We start from the raw sequence: 20391 nt of genomic DNA on the forward strand, positions 1-20391 counted from the left end.
TCCGTTCGCTTTACGTTCTTGTTCCCATCGACATGCTTTGCTAGATTTGCCGCAGGGTTTGGGGGAACAGGCCGTGGTCACCCGTGTTGCCACTGTAGCGTTTGAGGGCATTGAGGCTGTGCCGGTCGATGTGCAGGTGCAGATCGCGCCCGGCATGCCCAAGTTCATTCTGGTGGGTCTGCCCGACAAGGCGGTCAAGGAAAGTGGCGAACGCGTCCGTGCCGCGCTCGTCGCCTCAGGCATCGGCTTGCCGCCCAAGCGCATCACCGTCAATCTCGCACCGGCCGACCTGCCCAAGGAAGGCAGCCATTACGATCTCCCAATCGCGCTGGGCATCATGGCCGCCATAGGCGCCCTGCCCCAGGATGCGCTGGATGGCTATCTGGCATTGGGTGAACTGGGACTCGATGGCCGCCTGGCCCATGTCGGCGGCATTCTGCCCGCCGCCATTGCCGCCCAAGGGCGCGAACTGGGCCTGATCTGCGCGGCGCAATCGGGCGCCGAAGCCGCCTGGGCCGGCGAGGATCTCGATATTGTTGCTGCCGACAGCCTGTTGGCGCTGGTCAATCATCTGACTGGCCATCAACTGGCACCGCGCCCCTCGCCACGCAAGTTCGTGCCCACCAGCGGCCTGCCTGATCTCAACGAGGTGCGTGGCCAGCTTGTAGCCCGCCGTGCCTCGAAGTGGCTGCCGCTGGTGGCCATAACCTTTTGATGATCGGTCCCCCTGGGGCCGGCAAATCCATGCTTGCAGCACGCCTGCCCTCCATCCTGCCACCGCTCAATCCACGCGAACTGCTCGATGTGTCGATGATCCAGTCTATTGCGGGGGAGCTGGTGGGTGGGGCCATATCGGATCGCCGCCCCTTTCGGGCGCCGCATCACTCGGCCTCCATGGCCGCGCTGGTGGGCGGGGGGCTCAAGGTGCGCCCCGGCGAAGTCAGCCTCGCTCATAATGGCGTATTGTTTCTCGACGAATTGCCCGAATTCGCTCCCGCCGTGCTCGACAGTCTGCGTCAGCCTCTGGAGGCCGGCGAGACGGTGATTGCCCGCGCCAATGCCCGCATCAGCTATCCCAGCCGGGTGCAACTGATCGCGGCGATGAACCCATGCAAATGTGGCCTGGCAGGCACGCCCGGTCACACCTGTCGTCGCGGCAAGGCGTGTGCCGATGACTATCAGAGCCGCGTCTCGGGACCGTTTCTGGATCGTATCGATATTCGCATCGATGTCCCCGCCGTCACCGCCGCCGATATGATCGCCCCCGGCACAACCGCTGAAAGCTCTGCTGAAGTCGCGGCGCGCGTTGCCAGAGCGCGCGAGCGCCAGCGTCAACGCTTTCTCGAGCACGGGGCACCCGGCGTTTTCAACAACGCCGCCGCTGGCCCCAGCCTGATTGAATCAGTGGTCAATCCCGACGAGGCCAGCCAGACCCTGTTGCTGCAGGCCGCAGAGCGCTTCAATCTCTCCGCCCGCGCCTATCATCGGGTTCTCAAAGTGGCACGGACCCTGGCTGATCTGGCCGGCGTCGACCGGGTTGAGCGCCCGCATATCGCCGAAGCGCTGAGCTATCGGCTCAATCTGGGGCAAGCCTGATGCGACATCGCATTTCCTCCGGGGCGCTGGTGATCCGCGATGGTCGCCTGCTGCTGCTGCGCCATTTCAAGCCGGACCGCTATGACTTCTGGGCCCCGCCTGGCGGTGGTGTGGAAGGCAATGAGACCCTCGAAGCCGCCGCCGAACGCGAAACCTTTGAAGAAACCGCGCTGCGCGTGACAGCGCGACGTCTGGCTTATCTCGACGAGGTCTGGAGCCCTGATGACCGCACCATGAAATTCTGGTTTCTGGCTGACTACTGCGCTGGTGAAATCGACCTGGGCAGTAATCCTGCGCTCGATGAGTCCATTATCGAGGCTGCATGGATCGGACCAGGCGATCCCCTGCCGGGCCGTATGGTATTCCCTGCCTCCCTGCACGACCGGTTCTGGGATGACCTGGCGTCGGGGTTTGAACAGCCAGTGCGCCTGGCGCTGCAACGCCAGCAGGTCTGAGGGGGTAAGACCTGTGCATAACTGCGTGGATAAGTGTTTCACGTGAATCCGTCTGGTTACGCGTTGCCAACGGGCTGAGGCTCTCGCCCGGCCCAATGCTGGCCATTTTTGTTGACCAAGCTGCTTTCCGATCAGACCTCGTTAACGCGCAGCGAATAAGTCTGTGGCCTGAAAGTAGTAGGGTGTGATGACGCGTTCTGGCGAGCTGGTGCAGTGGAATAATAAGGGCGGCTACGGCTTCGTGCGCGATCAGGCGGGCAATGATTTCTATGTCCACATTTCCAAGCTCGTTGATGGCCAATTGCGCCCCCGCATTGGCGATCAGCTGACCTTTTCTATCGCTACCGGCCGCAATGGCCGCCCTGCCGCGATCAATGTCGCGGTGTCCCAGGCCGCCCCACTACCCAATCGGACAATGCGCGACATCAAGCGCTCACCGAGCTCGTTGTCGAGCTACAAGGTGGGGCTGCGGACTGCGGCGGCCACGGTGATGACCCTGCTGATTCTGCTGGCCATAGCGACCGAGCGTGTGCCGGTCTGGTTTGGTGGCAGCTATGCCCTGATGGGAGCGGCATCCGCCCTGCTCTATCGCTTCGACAAGCTCTATGCGCTCAGCGGCCGATGGCGGGTCAGTGAGACCAATCTGCATGTCGTCGATTTCTGCTTTGGCATTATCGGCGGGCTGGCAGCCCAGGAAGTCTATCGCCACAAGACGGTCAAACCGCGCTTTGTTGCCGCCACCTGGACCATTGCGCTGGTGCATGTGATCGGGCTGGCGGCGCTGGCCCTGGGTTGGGTCAGCATCGCCTTGCCCTGAGTCGGCTAGTGGAACTGGGCGGTCTCGGTTGATTCGCCCATTGCGGTCGTGGCGCTCTTGCCCTGGCTGACTGCCATCGAGACCGCATCGAAATAGCTCGTGCCCACTTCACGCTGGTGCCGCACCGCTGAAAACCCATGCTGTTCTGCCGTGAACTCGGCCTGCTGCAGCCGGGAATACCCCGCCATGCCATCGGCCTTGTAGGCGCGGGCCAGCTCAAAGGTGGACAGGCTCAGATTGTGGAAGCCGGCCAGCGTGATGAACTGGTATTTATAGCCCATCGCCGCAATCTCGCGCTGGAAGCTGGCCATGGCGGCCTCGTCCATATGCTTGGCCCAGTTGAAGCTGGGCGAGCAGTTATAGGCCAGCATCTGTTCCGGATGCACCTTGCGCACCGCTTCAGCGAACTTGCGGGCTTCGGCCAGATCGGGCGTGCTGGTCTCGCACCAGATCAGATCGGCATAGGGCGCATAGGCAATACCGCGGGCAATGGCAGCATCGATACCGCCCTTGAGCCGGTAGAACCCTTCGGCGGTACGTTCGCCGGTGACAAAGGGTGCATCCTGCTCGTCAATGTCGGAGGTGATCAGTCGGGCGGCTTCGGCATCTGTGCGCGCCATGATCAGCGTGGGCACCCCCATCACATCGGCGGCCAGCCGGGCGGCATTGAGCGTGCGGATGAACTGGCTGGTCGGCACCAGCACCTTGCCACCGAGATGGCCGCACTTCTTCTCGCTCGCCAGCTGATCCTCGAAATGCACGGCGGCCGCGCCCGCTTCGATCATTGCCTTCATCAGCTCGAACGCGTTCAGGGCCCCGCCAAATCCCGCCTCGGCATCGGCAATGATGGGCACGAAGAAATCCAGATCCGTCGTCGAAATACCGTCGGTGCGCTCCATGGTCTGGATCTGGTCGGCCCGCTGCAGCGCCTTGTTGATGCGCTTGACCACGGCGGGCACGCTATCGACCGGGTAAAGGCTCTGGTCAGGATACATATTGCCGCTGCTATTGGCGTCTGCCGCCACCTGCCAGCCCGACAGATAGATCGCTTTGAGCCCCGCCTTGACCTGCTGCACCGCCTGATTGCCGGTAAACGTGCCCAGCGTCGGCACAAAGTCTTCATTCTGCAGCAGGTTCCATAATTGCCTGGCGCCGTGCTCGGCCAAGGTGTGGCGGATGGGCAATGAACCCGCCAGCCGCTCCACATCGCTGGGCGCATAATTGCGGGTAATATTGCGCCAACGATCCGGGGCGTAGTCGGGGGCGGCAAATTTTGGTTGGTCGAGCATGTTTTCCTCCTCAGGGCATGGCTCCGCCGGTCCGGTGGGCCGGCGTATTCAGTGATTCACGTGGAACAAAGGGGTGTGGTCTGCTGTGCGCTGTCGATTGGCCTGTCTACGAAGCCAGCACCTTGCGGCTGAAGGTGGCAGCAATCATGCCGTCGCCGGAAAACAGCTCGGTGCTGCCCTGCCCGCCCACCAGCGAAAACTGGTGCCGCCCGATCTTGCCGGCAATGGCATAGCCCTGGCTGGCCAGGTTACGGGATTTGAACTGGGCCATGGCCTCAACGGCGGTCGGGGCAATGATGGTCAGGTATTCTTCGCGTTCGCTGATTGAAGGGCTCATCCGAAAGTCTCCTCGTTTGTTGTCTGTAAAGATTTGACAAATGCCTCAAACATGCAAGGAATAAGCGCATAAGGCCCAGTAAACCTGTAAAGTGCGACACAAGTCGTCATGTCGTTTTGTAAATACTGTAAAGAAAATGCTGGCAAAATTGCCGGGAGGAGCCGATGAACGAGCATGCAGACATGCAGATTGGCGGGCGCATCAAGCGCCTGCGCCGGACGCGCAAGTTGGCGCAGGCTGATCTGGCTGCGGCGCTGGGTATTTCTGCCAGCTATCTCAATCTGATCGAACACAATCGGCGCAAGGTCACCGTGCCCTTGCTGTTTGCCATTGCTGGCCATTTCGGCGTCGAACCGGGTGAACTGGTCGACAGCGATGAGGGACGCTTGCTGGGCGATCTGATGGAAGCCTTTGGCGACGACATCTTTGCCGATAGCGACGTGACGAACCTTGAAATCCGCGATCTGGCCCAGGCCAATCCGGCGGCCGCCCGCGCCATTCTCAAGCTCTATGACCGCTATCGTCTGGTCGCCAAATCCAGTGGAACGCCCGCCGCAGAGGGCGCCGGTGAACCCTTTCATCTGGCAACGGACGCGATTTCCGACTTCCTGCAGGAAAATGCCAACCACTTCCCGGCGCTTGAGGCAGCCGCAGAACGTGTTCGCGCCGATATTGACCGCTCGGGTGACAGCTTCGAGTTCGGCCTGCGCATCTATCTGCTCAACGTGTTCGGTGTCGAAACGCGACTGGCCTCATTGCCCCACGGCATTGCCCGCCAGTTCGACGAGCGACGCAGCCACCTGCTGGTCTCCGACATTCTGCCCACCGAATCCGGTTTGTTTCTGGTGGCCCATCAACTGGGACAGTTGGCGGTGGCAGGTGAAATCGAGGCGATTATCGCGGCGTCGAGCCTGCCCGAGGGCGATGCGCCAATCCTGGCGCGCAATGTGCTCTCGGCCTATTTCGCCGCCGCGCTGATCATGCCCTATGAGCCGTTTCTGCGTGCCTGCCGCGACTATCGCTACGATATCGAACGCGTTGGGCGCCGTTTTGGCGCCAGTTTCGAGCAGGTCTGTCATCGCATGACCACGCTGCAACGCCCTGGTGCATCGGGCATTCCGCTGCATCTGGTGCGCACCGATATTGCCGGCAATATCTCCAAGCGCTTCTCGCTTTCGGGCATCCATATTCCGCGCCATTCGGGCGCCTGCCCGCGCTGGAATATCTATTCGGCGTTTCTGGCGCCAGAACGGATCAATATCCAGCTCAGCCAGATGCCTGACGGGCAGCGCTATTTCTGTATTGCCCGCACCATCGTCAAAGGCGACCACCGCTACAATGCGCCGCGCCGCTATATGTCGATCGGTCTGGGCTGCTCGATCCACCATGCCAAGGAGCTGATCTATTCCGATGGCATGGACCTGACCGGCGACAGCCAGATGGTCCCGATCGGCGTGGGCTGCCGCATCTGTCCGCGCATGGAATGCGGCCAGCGCGCCCATCCTCCGGCCGACCATCGCTTCGAGCTCGATCAGGCCAACCGCCCCGAAAGCCTCTATGCCCGGATGTAACCGACTTCAGGACCGATCGGGTCCGAGATGGTGAAATTCTTTGGGCCAACTGTCGCGCCATTCGCGCTCCAGCACTGCCCGGCGCTTGCCATAACGCTGCTCTGTCACCGTTAGCGTCACGATGCGGTCAGTGCGAAAATTACGGAATGCATTGCGCAGGCAGCACCAGGCGGCAATGGTTTGCTTGCCCTCATAATAGGCCAGCTGCACCGGCCAGATGGTGCGCTCGGATGGATTGCCAGCCTCATCGGAATAGGCAATGCGCAGCGCCCTTTCGGTCCGCATCGCCTGCCGCACCTGCCCCAATATCGGCATCGGTTTTTTGGTGCTCCACACCGCCACGGGCCACAGCCCGGTATCATTGATCCGGTCGCGCAGGTCTTCGGGCGAGGCAGTGGCAATCTTGGCCAAAGCATTGTGGGCGGCGGCCCCCAACCCATCATCGGGTTGTGCCCCGACCCAGCGCGCGCCCAGCACCAGCGCTTCGAGTTCTTCGGGGGTAAACATCAGGGGCGGCAGGAAAAAACCGGGTTTCAGCATATAGCCAACCCCCGCTTCGCCATCGATCGGGGCACCCAGCCCGATAAGAGTCTGGACGTCGCGATAGAGCGTGCGCACCGAAACGTTCTGCTCCTCGGCCAGCGCGGCGGCGGTGACCGGGCGTCGGTGGCGGCGCAGGGCATCCATAATGGCGAACAGCCGCTCGGTCTTGTCCATGACCAGATCTCCTCAGCCGCTCCGGCACCCCAGATCGCTGGAACGGCGCCGCGCGCTGCACCAGCCAGAGCCGTCCGGACACGCTTGGTTCGTGCCATTCTCGCCTCCTGCACTATTGCAGGAGCATCATCTCACCACGCTGCTGACGGGCGGTGGCAGCAGCGTGGCGCAGGTCAGGTCTTAGCCGATCTCGATTTCGCACCAATGGCTATAGGGCCGCTCTGGCGAATAGATCACATTGGGGAAGTGCGGATTATGCACGGCGTCAGCAAAGGCCTGATCTTCAAGGCAAAAGCCCGAATGCTTGCCATAATGCTTGCCATTCAGGCCCGGCACGGGAACATCGGTCCATACCCCGTTATAGACCTGTACGCCCGGCCGGTCGCTCCACAGCTTGAGCGTCAGCGACTCATCCGGCGCAACGACCGTGGCGATCGGGTCGGCATGCTTGCGGCCGGTATCGAGCACCATGCCCACATCATAAGCCACGGGATGTCCATCCGCGTCACGCATGGTGCGTGGGGTGCGCAAATCAAACTTGGTGCCGCGTGATGGCAGGATGGCCCCCGTTGGTGCCAGATCGTCGCCCAGCTCGGTAATGGCGCTCGAATTGACCTGAATGGCGTGGTCCAGCACGTCATCGGTCGTGCCCAGATTGAAATACTGGTGCTGTACCAGACTGATCGGGGTCGCCGTATCGGTGGTGGCGGCGAGCTCGAGGCGCAGCGCATTGCCCTTGAGCGAATAGGTCGCCGAGAAATTGACATTGCCCGGATAGCCCATGGCGCCATCCGGGCTGAAATGGGTGAAACGCACCGCGTTATTGGCCTCATCGACCTGCCCCTGCCAGACTTGGCGTCCCAGACCTTCCTCGCCGCCATGCAATTGCAGCGAACCGGCATTGGGCGGCAACTGGTAGGTCTTGCCGTTCAGCTCAAACGATGCGTTTTTGATTCGATTGGCTACCCGGCCGGCCAGAGCGCCGAAATGCGGGCTGTGTTCGAGATAGGCTTCAAGGCTATCAAACCCCAGCACCACGGTGCGCTCCCCATTGGCAACCGGCACCCGCCAGTCGCGGACAGCCACGCCGTAACCGATCAGATCGACCGTTACCCCGGTGTCGCTGACCAGCCGAAACTGATCCACCCGCTTGTCGTTGAACGTGCCGAAATTCGAGACCGCGATGGCCATGGTCAGCTCCCCCTTGTGAATTTGGCGCAAGGTCTATCCTGCTTTCGCCGATAGCTGCAACGTCGCACTTGACCTTTTGGTGATGACTGCCAAAGCTCCGGCCAGGCAATTCAAGGAGCATGCGTGAACGAGATCGGGTTGAAACGCCGCGCCACCGTCCATGACGTGGCCCGCGCTGCCGGCGTATCCCTCGCCACCGTGGATCGGGTTCTCAATGGCCGACCCGGCGTCCGCGCCGTCACGGCTGAAAAGGTCGAGGCTGCCATCGCCGAAATCGGCTTTCAGCGTGATCTGTCGGCCTCGCTGCTGGCACGAGCGCGCGATCTGCGCCTGAGCTTCTTCATTCCCGATGGCTCCAATGAATTCATGACCAGCCTCGCCGAGGCCGTGACCCGCCGCGCCGGACCCGCCCTGGCCGAGCGCATGCATATCCGCACCCGCCGCATCAAGGCACTCGATGGCGACGCGCTGGCCCAGGCCCTGGACGCGCTTGAACCCCCTGATTGCGATTGCGCCATCATTGTTGCCAGCCAGGAGCCATCGGTGGTCACCGCTGTCGATGATGCTACGCGGCGCGGCATAGCCGTCATGACTCTGGTGTCCGACCTGCCCGGCACACAGCGCCGCCATTTCATCGGTATCGACAATGTCGCGGCGGGTCGCACGGCAGCCTCGCTGATGGGGCGCTTCCTGCCCCAGGGCGGTAAGGTTGCCGTCATCGCCGGTTCGCTGCATCTGCGCGATCATATTGATCGGCTTGGTGGTTTTCAGTCTGCTCTGGCCGCCGAATTTGGTGCCGTTGAACTGCTTGGGCCCATTGAGGGGCACGACGAGCGTCGGGAAACCCAGGCCATTGTCGGCGATTTGCTGGCACGCCACCCCGATCTGGCGGGGATCTACAATCTGGGTGCCGGTAATGCCGGTCTTGTAGCGGCGCTTGAGGAATCGGCGCGTTCAGGCGCCATTCGCGTCATTGCCCATGAACTGACCGAACCCACCCGACGGGGCCTGCAATCGGGCGCCATCGACGTTGTTCTGGACCAGAATCCGGACGGCGAAATTCGTGAGGCGCTGACCGCTGCACGGACCCTGGCTTTGGGTGGTAATACCATCGGCGCGGCCGACCCCATTGAAATCGGTATTTTCCTGCGCGACAATCTGCGCTAATAACAGCGCCATTCATCAAACCGGCGTGGCCCGAAACGGGCTGGGAGGACGTTCAGATGTTTCACATGACCAGACTTGAGGTACGTGCCTCATGACCTATCTCGGCATTGATATCGGCACTTCGGGCGTCAAGGTCCTGCTGATCGACGAGCATGGCCGCGCGCTCGGCGAAGCCTCCGCTGCCGCTGTCGAGCCCGTGCGTCCCCATCCCGGATGGTCCGAACAGAACCCGACCGACTGGTGGACAGCGACATTGGCTGCTGTGGACGCGCTGTCCAAATCGCACCCCAGTGAACTCGCCGCGGTGCGCGGCATTGGCCTGTCCGGCCACATGCATGGCGCCACCCTGCTCGACAAGAATGACGACGTTCTGCGCCCCTGCATCCTGTGGAATGACGGTCGCTCGGCAGCTGAATGCGTCGAAATGGAAGCGGCGCTGCCAGGTTTGCGCGCCATTGCCGGCAATATCGCCATGCCCGGCTTTACCGCCCCCAAGATTGTCTGGGTGCGCAAGCACGAACCCGAAATCTTCGCCAGAATTGCCAAGGTTCTGCTGCCCAAGGCCTATATCCGCCTTCTGCTGACCGGCGAGCATGTCGAGGACATGTCCGATGCCGCCGGCACGCTCTGGCTCGATGTCGGCAAGCGCGACTGGTCCGATGAACTCCTGGCGGTGACCGGCCTCAATCGCGGCCACATGCCGACGCTGGTCGAAGGTTCGGCCCCCTCGGGCGCGCTGAAACGCGAATTTGCCCAGCGCTGGGGCATGGATGCCAATGTCGTGGTCGCCGGCGGTGCCGGTGACAATGCCGCCTCGGCCTGCGGGATTGGTGCCATTCGGCCCGGCGAAGGCTTCGTTTCGCTGGGCACCTCGGGCGTGCTGTTCGTCTGCAACGACAAGTTCCGCCCCAATACCGAAGGTGCCGTGCATGCCTTTTGCCATGCCGTGCCCGATACTTGGCACCAGATGGGCGTGATCCTCTCGGCCACCGATTCGCTGAACTGGCTGAGCAAAATTACTGGCCAGAATCAGGCCGCCTTGTCTGGCGCCGCCGAAGCCCAGTTCACCGGACCGGGCGAGGAAATCTTCCTGCCCTATCTCTCGGGTGAACGCACCCCGCACAACAATTCGGGCGCGCGCGGAAGCTTTGTCGGCCTCAGCCATCTCTCCGACCCGGCCAGGCTCGCCCAGGCTGTCATGGAGGGCGTGACCTTTGCCTTCCGCGACAGCCAGCGCGTGCTGGCTGACGCCGGCACCAGGATCGATCGCCTGCTGGCAGTGGGTGGTGGCTCCAGAAGCGCATTGTGGCTCAAGATGATCGCCACCAATCTCGACATGGAAATCGCCCTGCCCGAAGACGGCGACTTTGGCGGCGCTCTGGGGGCTGCCCGCCTTGGGCTGTGCGCTGCCGAGGGCGCCAGCCCGGCCACGGTGATGACCATGCCGCCAATCAAGACTGTCATTGCGCCCGACAAGACCCTGTCGGCCGCCTATTCCGATCAATATGCGCGCTTTTCTGCGCTCTACCCCGCCATCGAGGAGGCAATTTCGTGACTGATTTTTTCAAGGGCATTGCGCCGGTAAAGTTTGAAGGCCCCGACAGCACCAATCCGCTGGCCTATCGCCACTACAACAAGGACGAGATCGTCGCTGGCAAGCGCATGGAGGATCATATCCGCCCCGGCGTCGCCTACTGGCACACCTTTGCCTATGAGGGCGGCGACCCGTTTGGCGGTCGCACCTATGATCGTCCCTGGTTCGACAATGGTATGGATGGCGCGCGCATGAAGGCCGATGTGGCCTTCGAACTGTTCGATCTGCTTGATGTGCCCTTCTTCTGCTTCCACGACGCCGATATTGCACCCGAAGGCGCCACGCTCGCCGAATCCAACCGCAATGTGCGCGCCATTGGCGAGATCTTCGCCCGCAAGATGGAAACCAGCCGCACCCGGCTGCTCTGGGGCACCGCGAACCTGTTCTCCAACCGTCGCTACATGTCGGGCGCCGCGACCAATCCTGATCCGGAGGTCTTTGCCTATGCCGCTGGCCAGGTGAAGAACGTGCTGGAGCTGACCCACGAACTGGGTGGCGCCAACTATGTGCTGTGGGGTGGTCGTGAGGGCTATGAGACCCTGCTCAATACCAAGATCGGTCAGGAACAGGACCAGATGGGCCGCTTCCTGCACATGGTCATCGAGCATGCCCACAAGATCGGCTTCAAGGGCCAGATCCTGATCGAACCCAAGCCGCAGGAACCCTCCAAGCACCAGTATGATTTTGACGTCGCCACCGTCTATGGCTTCCTCAAGAAGTACGGTCTGGAAAAGGATGTGAAGTGCAATATCGAGGTCGGCCACGCCTTCCTCGCCAACCACACTTTTGAGCACGAACTGGCGCTGGCTGCCTCGCTGGGCATTCTCGGTTCGGTCGACGCCAACCGCAATGACATCCAGTCCGGCTGGGACACCGACCAGTTCCCCAACAATGTTCCCGAAACCACGCTGGCTTTCTACCAGATCCTCAAGGCCGGTGGGCTGAACTCGGGTGGCTGGAACTTCGACGCCAAGCTGCGCCGCCAGTCGATCGACCCGGCTGACCTGCTGCATGGCCACATTGGCGGTCTCGATGTGCTCGCCCGCTCGCTCAAGGCCGCTGCGGCCCTGATCGAAGACGGCACCTATGACAAGACGGTCGACGAGCGCTATGCCGGCTGGAATTCGCCCGATGGCAAGGCGATCCTTGATGGCAAGGTGTCACTGGCCGATCTGGCTGCCAAGGTCGAGGCGGAAAACATCAACCCGCAGCCACGCTCGGGTCAGCAGGAATATCTCGAAAACCTGATCAACCGTTTCGTCTGATTCGCAGGGACGGGTCGTCACCCTCGGGCTTGACCCGAGGGCCCTTCATTTACCAGCGCACCGCAAGTGCAAAGCCCTCGGGACAAGCCCGAGGGTGACGCGTGGTTGTGGTGTTGGCATTTCGCTTCGCAAAGGCCCCCATCATGCCGCAAATTACCAATCCCATTCTGCCCGGCTTTAATCCGGACCCGTCCATTCTGCGCGTCGGCGATGATTATTATATCGCCACCTCGACCTTTGAATGGTTTCCAGGCGTACAGATCCACCACTCCAAGGACCTCGCCAACTGGACGCTTGTGACGCGTCCGCTCAACCGCAAGACCCAGCTCGACATGCGCGGCGACCCCGATAGCTGTGGCGTCTGGGCCCCCTGCCTCACCCATGACGGCAAAAAATTCTGGCTGGTCTATACCGACGTCAAGCGCAAGGACGGCTCGTTCAAGGACGCGCACAATTACATCGTCTGGGCCGATAAGATCGAGGGCCCCTGGTCCGACCCGATCTATACCAATTCCTCGGGTTTCGACCCCAGCCTGTTCCACGATGATGATGGCCGCAAATGGTTCGTCAACATGACCTGGGACCACCGCCGCCGGCCATTGCTGTTCGCCGGTATTGCGCTGCAGGAGTTTGATCCGATCGCCGAAAAGCTCGTCGGGCCGGTCAAGAATATCTATCAGGGCACCGACCTTAAGCTGGTCGAAGGTCCGCACCTCTACAAGCGCAACGGCAAGGACGGCAAACCCTGGTATTATCTGCTCACCGCGGAGGGCGGCACAGCCTATGATCATGCGGTGACCTTTGCCCGTTCGCGCAATATCGACGGTCCCTACGAAACCCATCCCGACAAACACATCCTGACCTCAAAGGACGCGCCTTTTGCGGCCCTGCAGCGGGCCGGCCACGGCGATCTGGTCGAGACCCCCGAGGGCAAGACCTTCCTTGTGCATCTGACCGGTCGCCCCACCACGCAGGATCGTCGCTGTGTTCTGGGCCGCGAAACCGCGATCCAGGAGGCCTATTGGGGTGATGACGACTGGATTCACGTGAAACAGGGTCCCGTGCCATCGCTGCATGTCGAGGTGCCCGGCACCCGTGACGAGACATCCTACTGGGCAGAGCAGCGCTACAGCTTCGACAAGGGCTTGCCCGTTGACTTCCAGTGGCTGCGCACGCCCGAGCCAGAACGCATCTTCAATACCGATAGTGGCAAGCTGCGCCTGATCGGCCGGGAGTCGATTGGCTCGTGGTTCGAGCAGTCCCTGGTGGCCCGCCGCCAGACCCATTTCAGCTATGATGCCGAAACCACCGTCGATTTTACGCCTGCCGATGAGCGGACCATGGCGGGTCTGACCGCCTATTACAGCCGCTACAATTTCTTCTATCTGGCTGTGACAGCCCATTCTGACGGCAAACGCGAATTGCTGATCATGAGCTCGGAGATGAGCTGGCCCGACGGCAATCTGGAATTCCCGGCCGATCCTGTATCGATCCCCGATACCGGCAAGATCCGGCTGGCGCTCACCATCCGTGGCCGCGCCCTGCAGTTCTTCTATGCCCTTGAAGGTCAGGAATTGCAGCCGATCGGCCCGGTGCTCGATGCCTCGCTGCTCTCGGACGAGTGTGGTGGGCACCAGGCCCATGGCAGCTTCACCGGTGCCTTTGTTGGCGTGGCGGCACAGGATCTGAACGGCACGGCCAAGACGGCCGATTTCGACTACTTCACCTATCGCCCCGTCCAGCATCATTCCGATCGCTACGAAATCTGATCACGATATCCCAAGCCGGGGCAGACAGCGCCCCGGTTCGGGTCTAACCTCCCCCCTCTCAGACCGCGTTCGCTTCGACCGCCCCGTATCTGACTGGCCGTCCTGGCGCACGCTCTCTGCAACAGGGGAGGAGGACGGACATGGCCCATTTCCATGTGATTTCCGGTGCCGGCGACAAGCTCGACCTGCCAGTCATTTGCCGCATTTCGATCGCAGACTTGGGAGATGTCCTGCGTCTGGGGTTCGCCGATTTCTGGGAGAAGCCCAGCCACTACGCCATGCTGGCCATCATCTATCCCATTGTCGGCATCGTGCTGACCGTGTGGATGAACGGCTACCACACCTGGCCCCTGCTCTATCCGCTGATCGGTGGCTTTGCCCTAATCGGACCCTTTGCCGCCCTGGGCCTATATGAAATCTCTCGCCGCCGCGAACAGGGGCTCGAGGCCTCCTGGGGCCATGCCTTCGACGTGCTAAAATCTCCCGCCATTGGCTCGATTGCCGCTGTCGGGGTCATGCTGCTGGTGCTGTTCACGCTCTGGCTGACCACAGCGCAGGCGCTCTATGAAAGCCTGTTCGGCGCCAGCACGCCGCAGACGCTGGACGGCTTGCTCGCGCAGATCTTCACCGAACCGGGCGGCACTACCCTGCTGATCGTGGGCACCATGCTGGGCGCGCTGTTTGCGCTGGCCACGCTGTGCACCAGCGTCATCGCCTTTCCATTGATGCTCGATCGCGATGTCGGGGCCTTTGTTGCGGTCGAGACCTCGTTCCGCGCCGTGCTGAAGAACCCCTTGCCAATGCTGGCCTGGGGCGCGCTGGTCGGGGCCGGATTGTTCATCGGTACCATCCCGCTCTTTGTCGGCCTGGCCATCATCATTCCGATCTTTGGCCATGCCACCTGGCACCTTTACCGCAAACTGATCGACAACGCATCGCTGATCCGCCAATAGGCCGTTGCCCGCCCCCGCCGGACCGCGCCTGCGCACGCTCTGCCCCCTACAGCTGGAGCGGTCCGCTCAAACGATAAAAACCACTGGCAAACCGGGTCGCAGCAGCGCTGTGCCCGGTTGGCTTCTGGTTGCGAAGCGCCTAAGTTCTGCGCTCTTTTGATCGCGAACCGCCCGAGCTTATGGACAAGACTTCTTCCCAGGCCGTCGCCAGCCCGCCACCGGCCACCCTCACGCCGATGATGGCGCAGTTTTTCGAGATCAAGGCGGTCAATCCCGGCTATCTGCTGTTCTATCGCATGGGCGATTTCTACGAACTGTTCTTTGAGGATGCCGAGATCGCCAGCGCTGCGCTGGGCATTGTGCTGACCAAGCGTGGCAAGCATCTGGGCGAAGACATCCACATGTGCGGCGTGCCCATCCATGCCGCCAATGATTATCTCAACAAGCTGGTCAAGCTGGGCCATCGCGTCGCCATTTGCGAGCAGATGGAAGACCCCAAGGAAGCCAAGAAGCGCGGCGCCAAATCGGTGGTGCGCCGTGACGTTGTCCGCCTGATCACCGCTGGCACGCTGACCGAGGATGATCACCTCGATGCGCGCAGCTCCAATTTTTTGGCGGCCCTGTCCATGGTGCGCCATGGCGACACCGATTTTGCTCTGGCCTGGGCCGATGTCTCGACCGGCGAGACCTTTACCGCCGATCTGACCGCCGAACAGCTTCAGGATGAAATGGCCCGCATCAATCCTGCCGAATTCCTGCTGACCGAGGCCACCCGGCTGACGCTCGTCGACCGGCATCTGTTCGCGCCCGGCTGGGCCGATATCGCCCACGCAGCGCCCCCCGAGAGTTTTGACAGCGAAGCCGCCACGGCAACCCTGCGCGAGGCCTTCCCCGACGACACGTTCGATCCCTCAATCCTGTCGCGCGCCAGCCGCTCGGCTCTGGGGGCCATCCTCGCCTATGTGCGCGAAAGCCAGAAGGGGGTCGGCGTTGCCCTGCGCGCCCCCAAGGCCGAAACCACCAGCAAATACCTGGCCATTGATCAGGCCACCCGCTCCAGCCTGGAACTGCACCAGACCCAGCGCGGTCAGGCCCGCGGTTCGCTGCGACACGTCATCGATCTGACGGTGACCGCCCCCGGTTCGCGCCTGCTCTCGGCCCGACTGGCCGCGCCGCTGGCCGATGCTGGTCAGATCAATGAACGTCTTGATGCGGTACAATTGCTGGCCAATGATACCATGCTGACCGGTCGGCTGCGCACCGACCTCAAGGCGGTACCCGATCTGGCGCGTGCCCTCACCCGGCTGGCGCTGGACCGCGGGGGTCCACGCGATCTGGTCGCCATCGGCAAGGCGATCAGCGCCGCCGCCGCGCTATCTGCCCATATTGCCGATCTGGCCGATGCACCCGCAGTTCTTGTTCGACTGGCCCGGACTCTGGCTGCAGCGCCGCTGCCGCTGGCTTCCCATCTCGCGCTGGCGCTTGACGATGAAGTTCCCCTGCTCAGCCGCGACGGTGGCTTTGTGCGCAAGGGCTATGATCAGACCCTTGATGACGAGCGGGCTCTGGCAAGCCAGACACGGGACGTGGTGGCGGCCCTGCAGGCACGGTTGATCGAGGAGACCGATGTTCGCTCCCTGAAAATCCGGCACAATGGTGTGCTGGGCTATTTCGTGGAAGTGCCAGCCGCCCATGGCACCAAGCTGCTTGAAGATCCGCACCGCGACATCTTCATCCACCGCCAGACCATGGCCAATGCCATGCGGTTCACCACCACCGAGCTGGCCGATCTCGAAGGGCGCATCGCCAAGGCACACGAAGCCGCGCTCGATATTGAGCGCAAGGTCTTTGCCAGCCTGCGCTACGATGTGCTCAACCACACCGATGTGCTGCGCGGTCTGGCCGACGCCATTGCCGAGGCCGATGTCACCACGGCGCTGGCTCATCTGGCCGCTACCCGCCGCTATACCCGTCCTGATATCGACAACTCGCTGGCCTTTGACATTGTTGGCGGCCGCCACCCGGTCGTCGAAGACATGGTCATGGCCGAGGGCCAGAGCTTTGTTGCCAATGATGCTGATCTGTCTGGTGACGATGCCAGCGGCGGCGGCCGGCTCTGGCTGGTCACGGGTCCCAATATGGGCGGTAAGTCTACCTTCTTGCGGCAGAATGCACTGATTGCCATTCTGGCGCAGATGGGCAGTTTTGTGCCCGCCAGTTCGGCCCATATCGGTGTCATCGACCGGGTCTTTTCCCGCGTCGGCGCCAGCGACGACATCGCTCATGGCCGCTCCACCTTTATGGTTGAAATGGTCGAGACTGCCGCCATTCTCAATCGCGCCACCCGCCGCTCGCTGGTGGTGCTCGACGAGATCGGCCGCGGCACGGCAACCTTTGATGGCCTTTCCATCGCCTGGGCCGCCGTGGAGGCGTTGCATGAAACCACGGGCTGCCGCGCACTGTTCGCCACCCATTTCCACGAGCTGACCAGCCTCGCCAAAACCCTCAGCCGGGTCTCCAATGTCACCATGAAGGTGCGCGAATGGGAGGGCGAGGTTGTTTTTCTGCACGAGGTGGGGTCAGGGGCAGCGGACCGCTCCTACGGCATTCAGGTGGCACGACTGGCGGGTCTGCCCGAGCCGGTTCTCGCCCGTGCCCGTCAGGTGCTGACTGTTCTGGAACAGCGCTCGGCCGGAACCGCCTCTTCCAGCCAGAAAGCCACCGTGTTAGATGATTTACCGCTCTTTGCTCATCATGTGGCTCCGGCCCCGGTGCAAAAGGATCCCGTACTCACAGCGCTCGACGCGGTTCGCCCCGACGAGATGACACCCAAACAAGCCATCGAAGCGCTCTACGAACTAAAGAAAATCCGCGATGACGCTCGTCGAAGCTGAAGCCAAGCCGCGAAAATCGCTATTCGCCCTGAAGTCCGCCCAGACCATTCTGGGCGAGCTTGATGCTGCTATTGGTGATCACGCGCCCAAGTCCAGTGCCGCGCGCGCCGCTGTGCTCGCCCATATCCGCGAGACCCTGGCCCAGGCCCGCAAGCAGGCCGAGGCCGAGCTGATCGCCAGCGGCAAGGGTGTTCGCTGCGCCCAGAACCTGAGCAATGCCCAGGACGAGATCATCACCGCCGTGCATATGTTTGCCACGCGCCGTGTCTATCCGGTCGACAATCCCTCTGGTGCCGAAGCCATCGCACTGTCTGCCGTGGGCGGTTATGGCCGCGGCACGCTGGCGCCGGGCAGCGATATCGATCTGCTGTTCATCCTGCCCTACAAGCAGACGCCCTGGGGCGAGCAGGTCACCGAGTACATTCTCTATATGCTGTGGGATCTGGGCCAGAAGGTCGGCCATGCCGTCCGGTCGGTCGATGAGTGCATTCGCATGGCCAGCGCCGACATGACGGTGCGCACTGCCACGCTTGAAGCGCGCTTTGTGGCCGGCGACAAGGACTTGTTCCGCCAGCTGGTACACCGGTTTGAAACCGAGATCATGCCCAGGACCGGCCCCGAGTTCATCGCCGCCAAAATGGCCGAGCGCGACGAGCGCCACAAGGTCATGGGCAATACGCGCTACGTCGTTGAACCCAATATCAAGGACGGCAAGGGCGGGTTGCGCGACCTCAATACGCTGTTCTGGATCGGTAAGTATTTCTATCAGGTCAAGACCAGCAATGAACTGGTCGGCAAGGGGGTGCTGAGCGCCTCCGAATACCGGATTTTTACCCGCGCCGACGACTTCCTCTGGGCCGTGCGCTGTCATCTGCATTTCCTGACCGGCCGCGCCGAGGAAAAGCTGACCTTCGACATGCAGCCCGAGCTGGCCGAACGCATGGGCTATGCCCAGCGTGTCGGCATGCTGGGAGTCGAGCGCTTCATGAAGCGCTATTTTCTGGTCGCCAAGGATGTGGGCGATCTGACCCGCATCATCTGCGCTTCGCTTGAGTTCAATCACGCCAAGGATATGGATCTGGTGGGCCGCGTGCTGGCCCCGTTCCGCCCGGGCCGCAGCAAGATCAAGGGCGAGACTGATTTCGTGCTCGATACCGGCCGGCTCAACATCGCCTCGCCCGATGTGTTCGAGAACGACCCGGTCAATCTGATCCGCATGTTTCTGGTCGCCGGGCGTGAACAATTGCTGTTTCACCCCGACGCCATTAAGCGCATCTCGCGCTCGCTGCGCCTGATTGACAGGAAGGTGCGGACCGATCCCCGGGCCAATGGCTATTTTCTGACCATTCTGACATCGCCCAAATCGGTCGAGCGCATTTTGCGGCAGATGAATGAGAGCGGTGTTCTGGGCAAGTTCGTGCCCGAATTTGGCAAGATCGTCGCTCTGATGCAGTTCAACATGTATCACCACTATACCGTCGATGAGCATCTGATCCGCTCCATCGGGGTAATGGCTGACATCGCCAATGGCGGGTTGGCCGATCAACTGCCGCTGACCCATGAATTGCTGCCGCAGCTCAACGATACGCGGCTGCTTTACGTCGCGCTGTTTCTCCATGACATCGCCAAGGGCCGTCCCGAGGACCACTCCATTGCCGGTGCCCGCATTGCCCGCCGCTTCTGTCCGCGTCTGGGTCTGTCCGCCGCTGAAACAGACACCGTCTCCTGGCTGATCGAATATCACCTGCTGATGAGCGAGATCGCTCAGGCCCGCGATATTCAGGACCCCGAAACCGCCAAGGCCTTTGCCGATGTGGTGCAGTCCCCCCAGCGTCTGGCGCTGCTGATGATCCTGACCGCCTGCGATATTCGCGCGGTGGGGCCCGGCGTCTGGACCGGTTGGAAGGGCAGCCTGTTGCGCGCGCTCTATTATGCCACCGAGCCGCTGCTCTCGGGCGGCCACAGCCAGGTCACCCAGTCCGACCGCATCAATCAGGCCCGCGCCGAACTGGCCGATAGCCTCAAGGCCTGGCCGACCGAAGAGGTCCAGACCTATGTCGCGCGCCATTACGACCATTACTGGCTGCGCGCCGAACCCGAATTGCAGGTCGAACATGCCCGCATGATACGGCTGGCTGACAAGACCGATGAAGCCTTTGCCGGCTCGATCCGCATTAAGGCGTTTGAGAGCATCACCGAGGTGTCGTTCTACACCCCTGACCACCCGCGACTGCTCTCGCTGATCGCTGGCGCCTGTACCATGCAGGATGCGTCGATCATCGGGGCGCAGATCTTCTCGACCCGCGACGGCCGCGCCATCGATACCTTCCGCCTGCGCCGCGCCTTCACTTCCGATGAAGACGAAAAAGTTCGCGCCACCCGCATCATCGATACCGTCAAGCAATTGCTGCAGGGCAAGCGCAATATCCTGATCGATCTGGGCAAGGACAGCCGGCTCAATCGCCGCCTGAAACCCTTTGCCCTGCCCACCCAGGTCACCGTCTCCAACGCCCTCTCGGAAAAATTCACGGTTATCGAGGTCTCGGGGCTCGATCGCACCGGCCTGCTGCATGCGCTGACCCATCAGATCGCCGATCTTAACCTGACCATTGGCTCGGCCCATATCGGCACTTACGGCGAAAAGGCGGTCGACGTGTTCTATGTCACCGATCTGATCGGTCAGAAGATCACCAGCAAGCCGCGGCAGCGCAAGATCCATGATTCGCTGATGGCGGTGTTTCACCCCAAGCTCGAGGCCAAGCCGAACAATGGCTAG

Annotated in this window: 14 protein-coding genes and 1 pseudogene; 11 read left to right on the forward strand and 4 right to left on the reverse strand. The window is 62.0% G+C overall.

Going from position 1 to position 20391, the window contains the following annotated elements:
- Window positions 1–73 precede the first annotated feature (73 nt).
- The 3 genes and pseudogenes from KD146_RS17095 (at window position 74) to KD146_RS17105 (ending at window position 2868) form a co-directional block, all read left to right on the forward strand.
- Window positions 74–1596, forward strand: a pseudogene (locus tag KD146_RS17095) (YifB family Mg chelatase-like AAA ATPase).
- Window positions 1596–2051 carry an NUDIX domain-containing protein gene (locus KD146_RS17100; protein WP_212660037.1) on the forward strand — a complete coding sequence of 152 codons (456 nt, stop codon included), beginning with the start codon at window positions 1596–1598 and terminating at the stop codon, window positions 2049–2051. Before KD146_RS17095 ends, KD146_RS17100 begins: the two are co-directional and overlap by 1 nt.
- A gap of 187 nt (window positions 2052–2238) precedes the next feature.
- A complete protein-coding gene (locus KD146_RS17105) occupies window positions 2239–2868 on the forward strand; it encodes a DUF1294 domain-containing protein (protein ID WP_212660038.1) in 630 nt (209 codons plus the stop codon).
- Between the two features lie 5 nt (window positions 2869–2873).
- On the opposite strand, the gene aceA is transcribed toward KD146_RS17105, so the two are convergent.
- Together aceA and KD146_RS17115 are read right to left on the reverse strand one after the other, a co-directional pair.
- A complete protein-coding gene (gene aceA / locus KD146_RS17110) occupies window positions 2874–4157 on the reverse strand; it encodes an isocitrate lyase (protein WP_212660039.1) in 1284 nt (427 codons plus the stop codon).
- Between the two features lie 106 nt (window positions 4158–4263).
- The gene (locus KD146_RS17115; protein ID WP_212660040.1) at window positions 4264–4494 is read right to left on the reverse strand and encodes a hypothetical protein; all 231 of its coding nucleotides are present in this window, start codon (window positions 4492–4494) and stop codon (window positions 4264–4266) included.
- Window positions 4495–4658: 164 nt separating this feature from the next.
- Between KD146_RS17115 and KD146_RS17120 the strand changes: the two genes are divergently transcribed.
- Entirely contained in the window at window positions 4659–6065 is a 1407-nt protein-coding gene (locus KD146_RS17120) for a helix-turn-helix domain-containing protein (protein ID WP_212660041.1), read from the forward strand.
- 6 nt (window positions 6066–6071) lie between these two features.
- Here the strand turns inward: KD146_RS17120 and KD146_RS17125 are convergent, their stop codons facing one another.
- Both KD146_RS17125 and KD146_RS17130 read right to left on the reverse strand, forming a co-directional pair.
- On the reverse strand, window positions 6072–6782 hold the full coding sequence (locus tag KD146_RS17125) for a helix-turn-helix transcriptional regulator (RefSeq protein ID WP_212660042.1): 711 nt from the start codon (window positions 6780–6782) through the stop codon (window positions 6072–6074).
- 180 nt (window positions 6783–6962) lie between these two features.
- Window positions 6963–7973: an aldose epimerase family protein gene (locus KD146_RS17130; protein WP_212660043.1), complete on the reverse strand. Its 1011-nt coding sequence runs from the start codon at window positions 7971–7973 to the stop codon at window positions 6963–6965.
- 123 nt (window positions 7974–8096) lie between these two features.
- On the opposite strand from KD146_RS17130, the gene KD146_RS17135 reads away from it, so the two are divergent.
- From KD146_RS17135 to KD146_RS17165, 7 genes are all read left to right on the forward strand, one after another.
- The gene (locus KD146_RS17135) at window positions 8097–9140 is read left to right on the forward strand and encodes a LacI family DNA-binding transcriptional regulator (RefSeq protein WP_282222396.1); all 1044 of its coding nucleotides are present in this window, start codon (window positions 8097–8099) and stop codon (window positions 9138–9140) included.
- Between the two features lie 91 nt (window positions 9141–9231).
- Complete coding sequence (xylB, locus tag KD146_RS17140; protein ID WP_212660044.1) at window positions 9232–10695, forward strand: xylulokinase; 1464 nt, start codon at window positions 9232–9234, stop codon at window positions 10693–10695.
- Window positions 10692–11999: a xylose isomerase gene (gene xylA / locus KD146_RS17145; protein WP_212660045.1), complete on the forward strand. Its 1308-nt coding sequence runs from the start codon at window positions 10692–10694 to the stop codon at window positions 11997–11999. Before xylB ends, xylA begins: the two co-directional genes overlap by 4 nt.
- Before the next feature lie 143 nt (window positions 12000–12142).
- Entirely contained in the window at window positions 12143–13768 is a 1626-nt protein-coding gene (locus KD146_RS17150; RefSeq protein ID WP_212660046.1) for a glycoside hydrolase family 43 protein, read from the forward strand.
- A 140-nt stretch (window positions 13769–13908) separates the two neighbouring features.
- The gene (locus KD146_RS17155) at window positions 13909–14721 is read left to right on the forward strand and encodes a DUF2189 domain-containing protein (protein ID WP_212660047.1); all 813 of its coding nucleotides are present in this window, start codon (window positions 13909–13911) and stop codon (window positions 14719–14721) included.
- A gap of 179 nt (window positions 14722–14900) precedes the next feature.
- Window positions 14901–17615 (forward strand): DNA mismatch repair protein MutS, encoded by a 2715-nt coding sequence (mutS, locus tag KD146_RS17160; protein ID WP_212660048.1) that lies wholly within the window; start codon window positions 14901–14903, stop codon window positions 17613–17615.
- Window positions 17596–20391, forward strand: coding sequence for a [protein-PII] uridylyltransferase (locus KD146_RS17165; protein ID WP_212660049.1), 2796 nt, complete (start codon window positions 17596–17598; stop codon window positions 20389–20391). Before mutS ends, KD146_RS17165 begins: the two co-directional genes overlap by 20 nt.

The organism is Devosia litorisediminis, assembly GCF_018334155.1.
GTDB classification, from domain to species: domain Bacteria; phylum Pseudomonadota; class Alphaproteobacteria; order Rhizobiales; family Devosiaceae; genus Devosia; species Devosia litorisediminis.

Excerpts from the sequence above, each read along its gene's own strand:
- KD146_RS17100 (WP_212660037.1), top strand. The coding sequence starts at position 1,596 with ATGCGACATCGCATTTCCTCCGGGGCGCTGGTGATCCGCGATGGTCGC.
- KD146_RS17105 (WP_212660038.1), top strand. The coding sequence starts at position 2,239 with ATGACGCGTTCTGGCGAGCTGGTGCAGTGGAATAATAAGGGCGGCTAC.
- aceA (WP_212660039.1), bottom strand. The coding sequence starts at position 4,157 with ATGCTCGACCAACCAAAATTTGCCGCCCCCGACTACGCCCCGGATCGT.
- KD146_RS17115 (WP_212660040.1), bottom strand. The coding sequence starts at position 4,494 with ATGAGCCCTTCAATCAGCGAACGCGAAGAATACCTGACCATCATTGCC.
- KD146_RS17120 (WP_212660041.1), top strand. The coding sequence starts at position 4,659 with ATGAACGAGCATGCAGACATGCAGATTGGCGGGCGCATCAAGCGCCTG.
- KD146_RS17125 (WP_212660042.1), bottom strand. The coding sequence starts at position 6,782 with ATGGACAAGACCGAGCGGCTGTTCGCCATTATGGATGCCCTGCGCCGC.
- KD146_RS17130 (WP_212660043.1), bottom strand. The coding sequence starts at position 7,973 with ATGGCCATCGCGGTCTCGAATTTCGGCACGTTCAACGACAAGCGGGTG.
- xylB (WP_212660044.1), top strand. The coding sequence starts at position 9,232 with ATGACCTATCTCGGCATTGATATCGGCACTTCGGGCGTCAAGGTCCTG.
- KD146_RS17150 (WP_212660046.1), top strand. The coding sequence starts at position 12,143 with ATGCCGCAAATTACCAATCCCATTCTGCCCGGCTTTAATCCGGACCCG.
- KD146_RS17155 (WP_212660047.1), top strand. The coding sequence starts at position 13,909 with ATGGCCCATTTCCATGTGATTTCCGGTGCCGGCGACAAGCTCGACCTG.
- mutS (WP_212660048.1), top strand. The coding sequence starts at position 14,901 with ATGGACAAGACTTCTTCCCAGGCCGTCGCCAGCCCGCCACCGGCCACC.
- KD146_RS17165 (WP_212660049.1), top strand. The coding sequence starts at position 17,596 with ATGACGCTCGTCGAAGCTGAAGCCAAGCCGCGAAAATCGCTATTCGCC.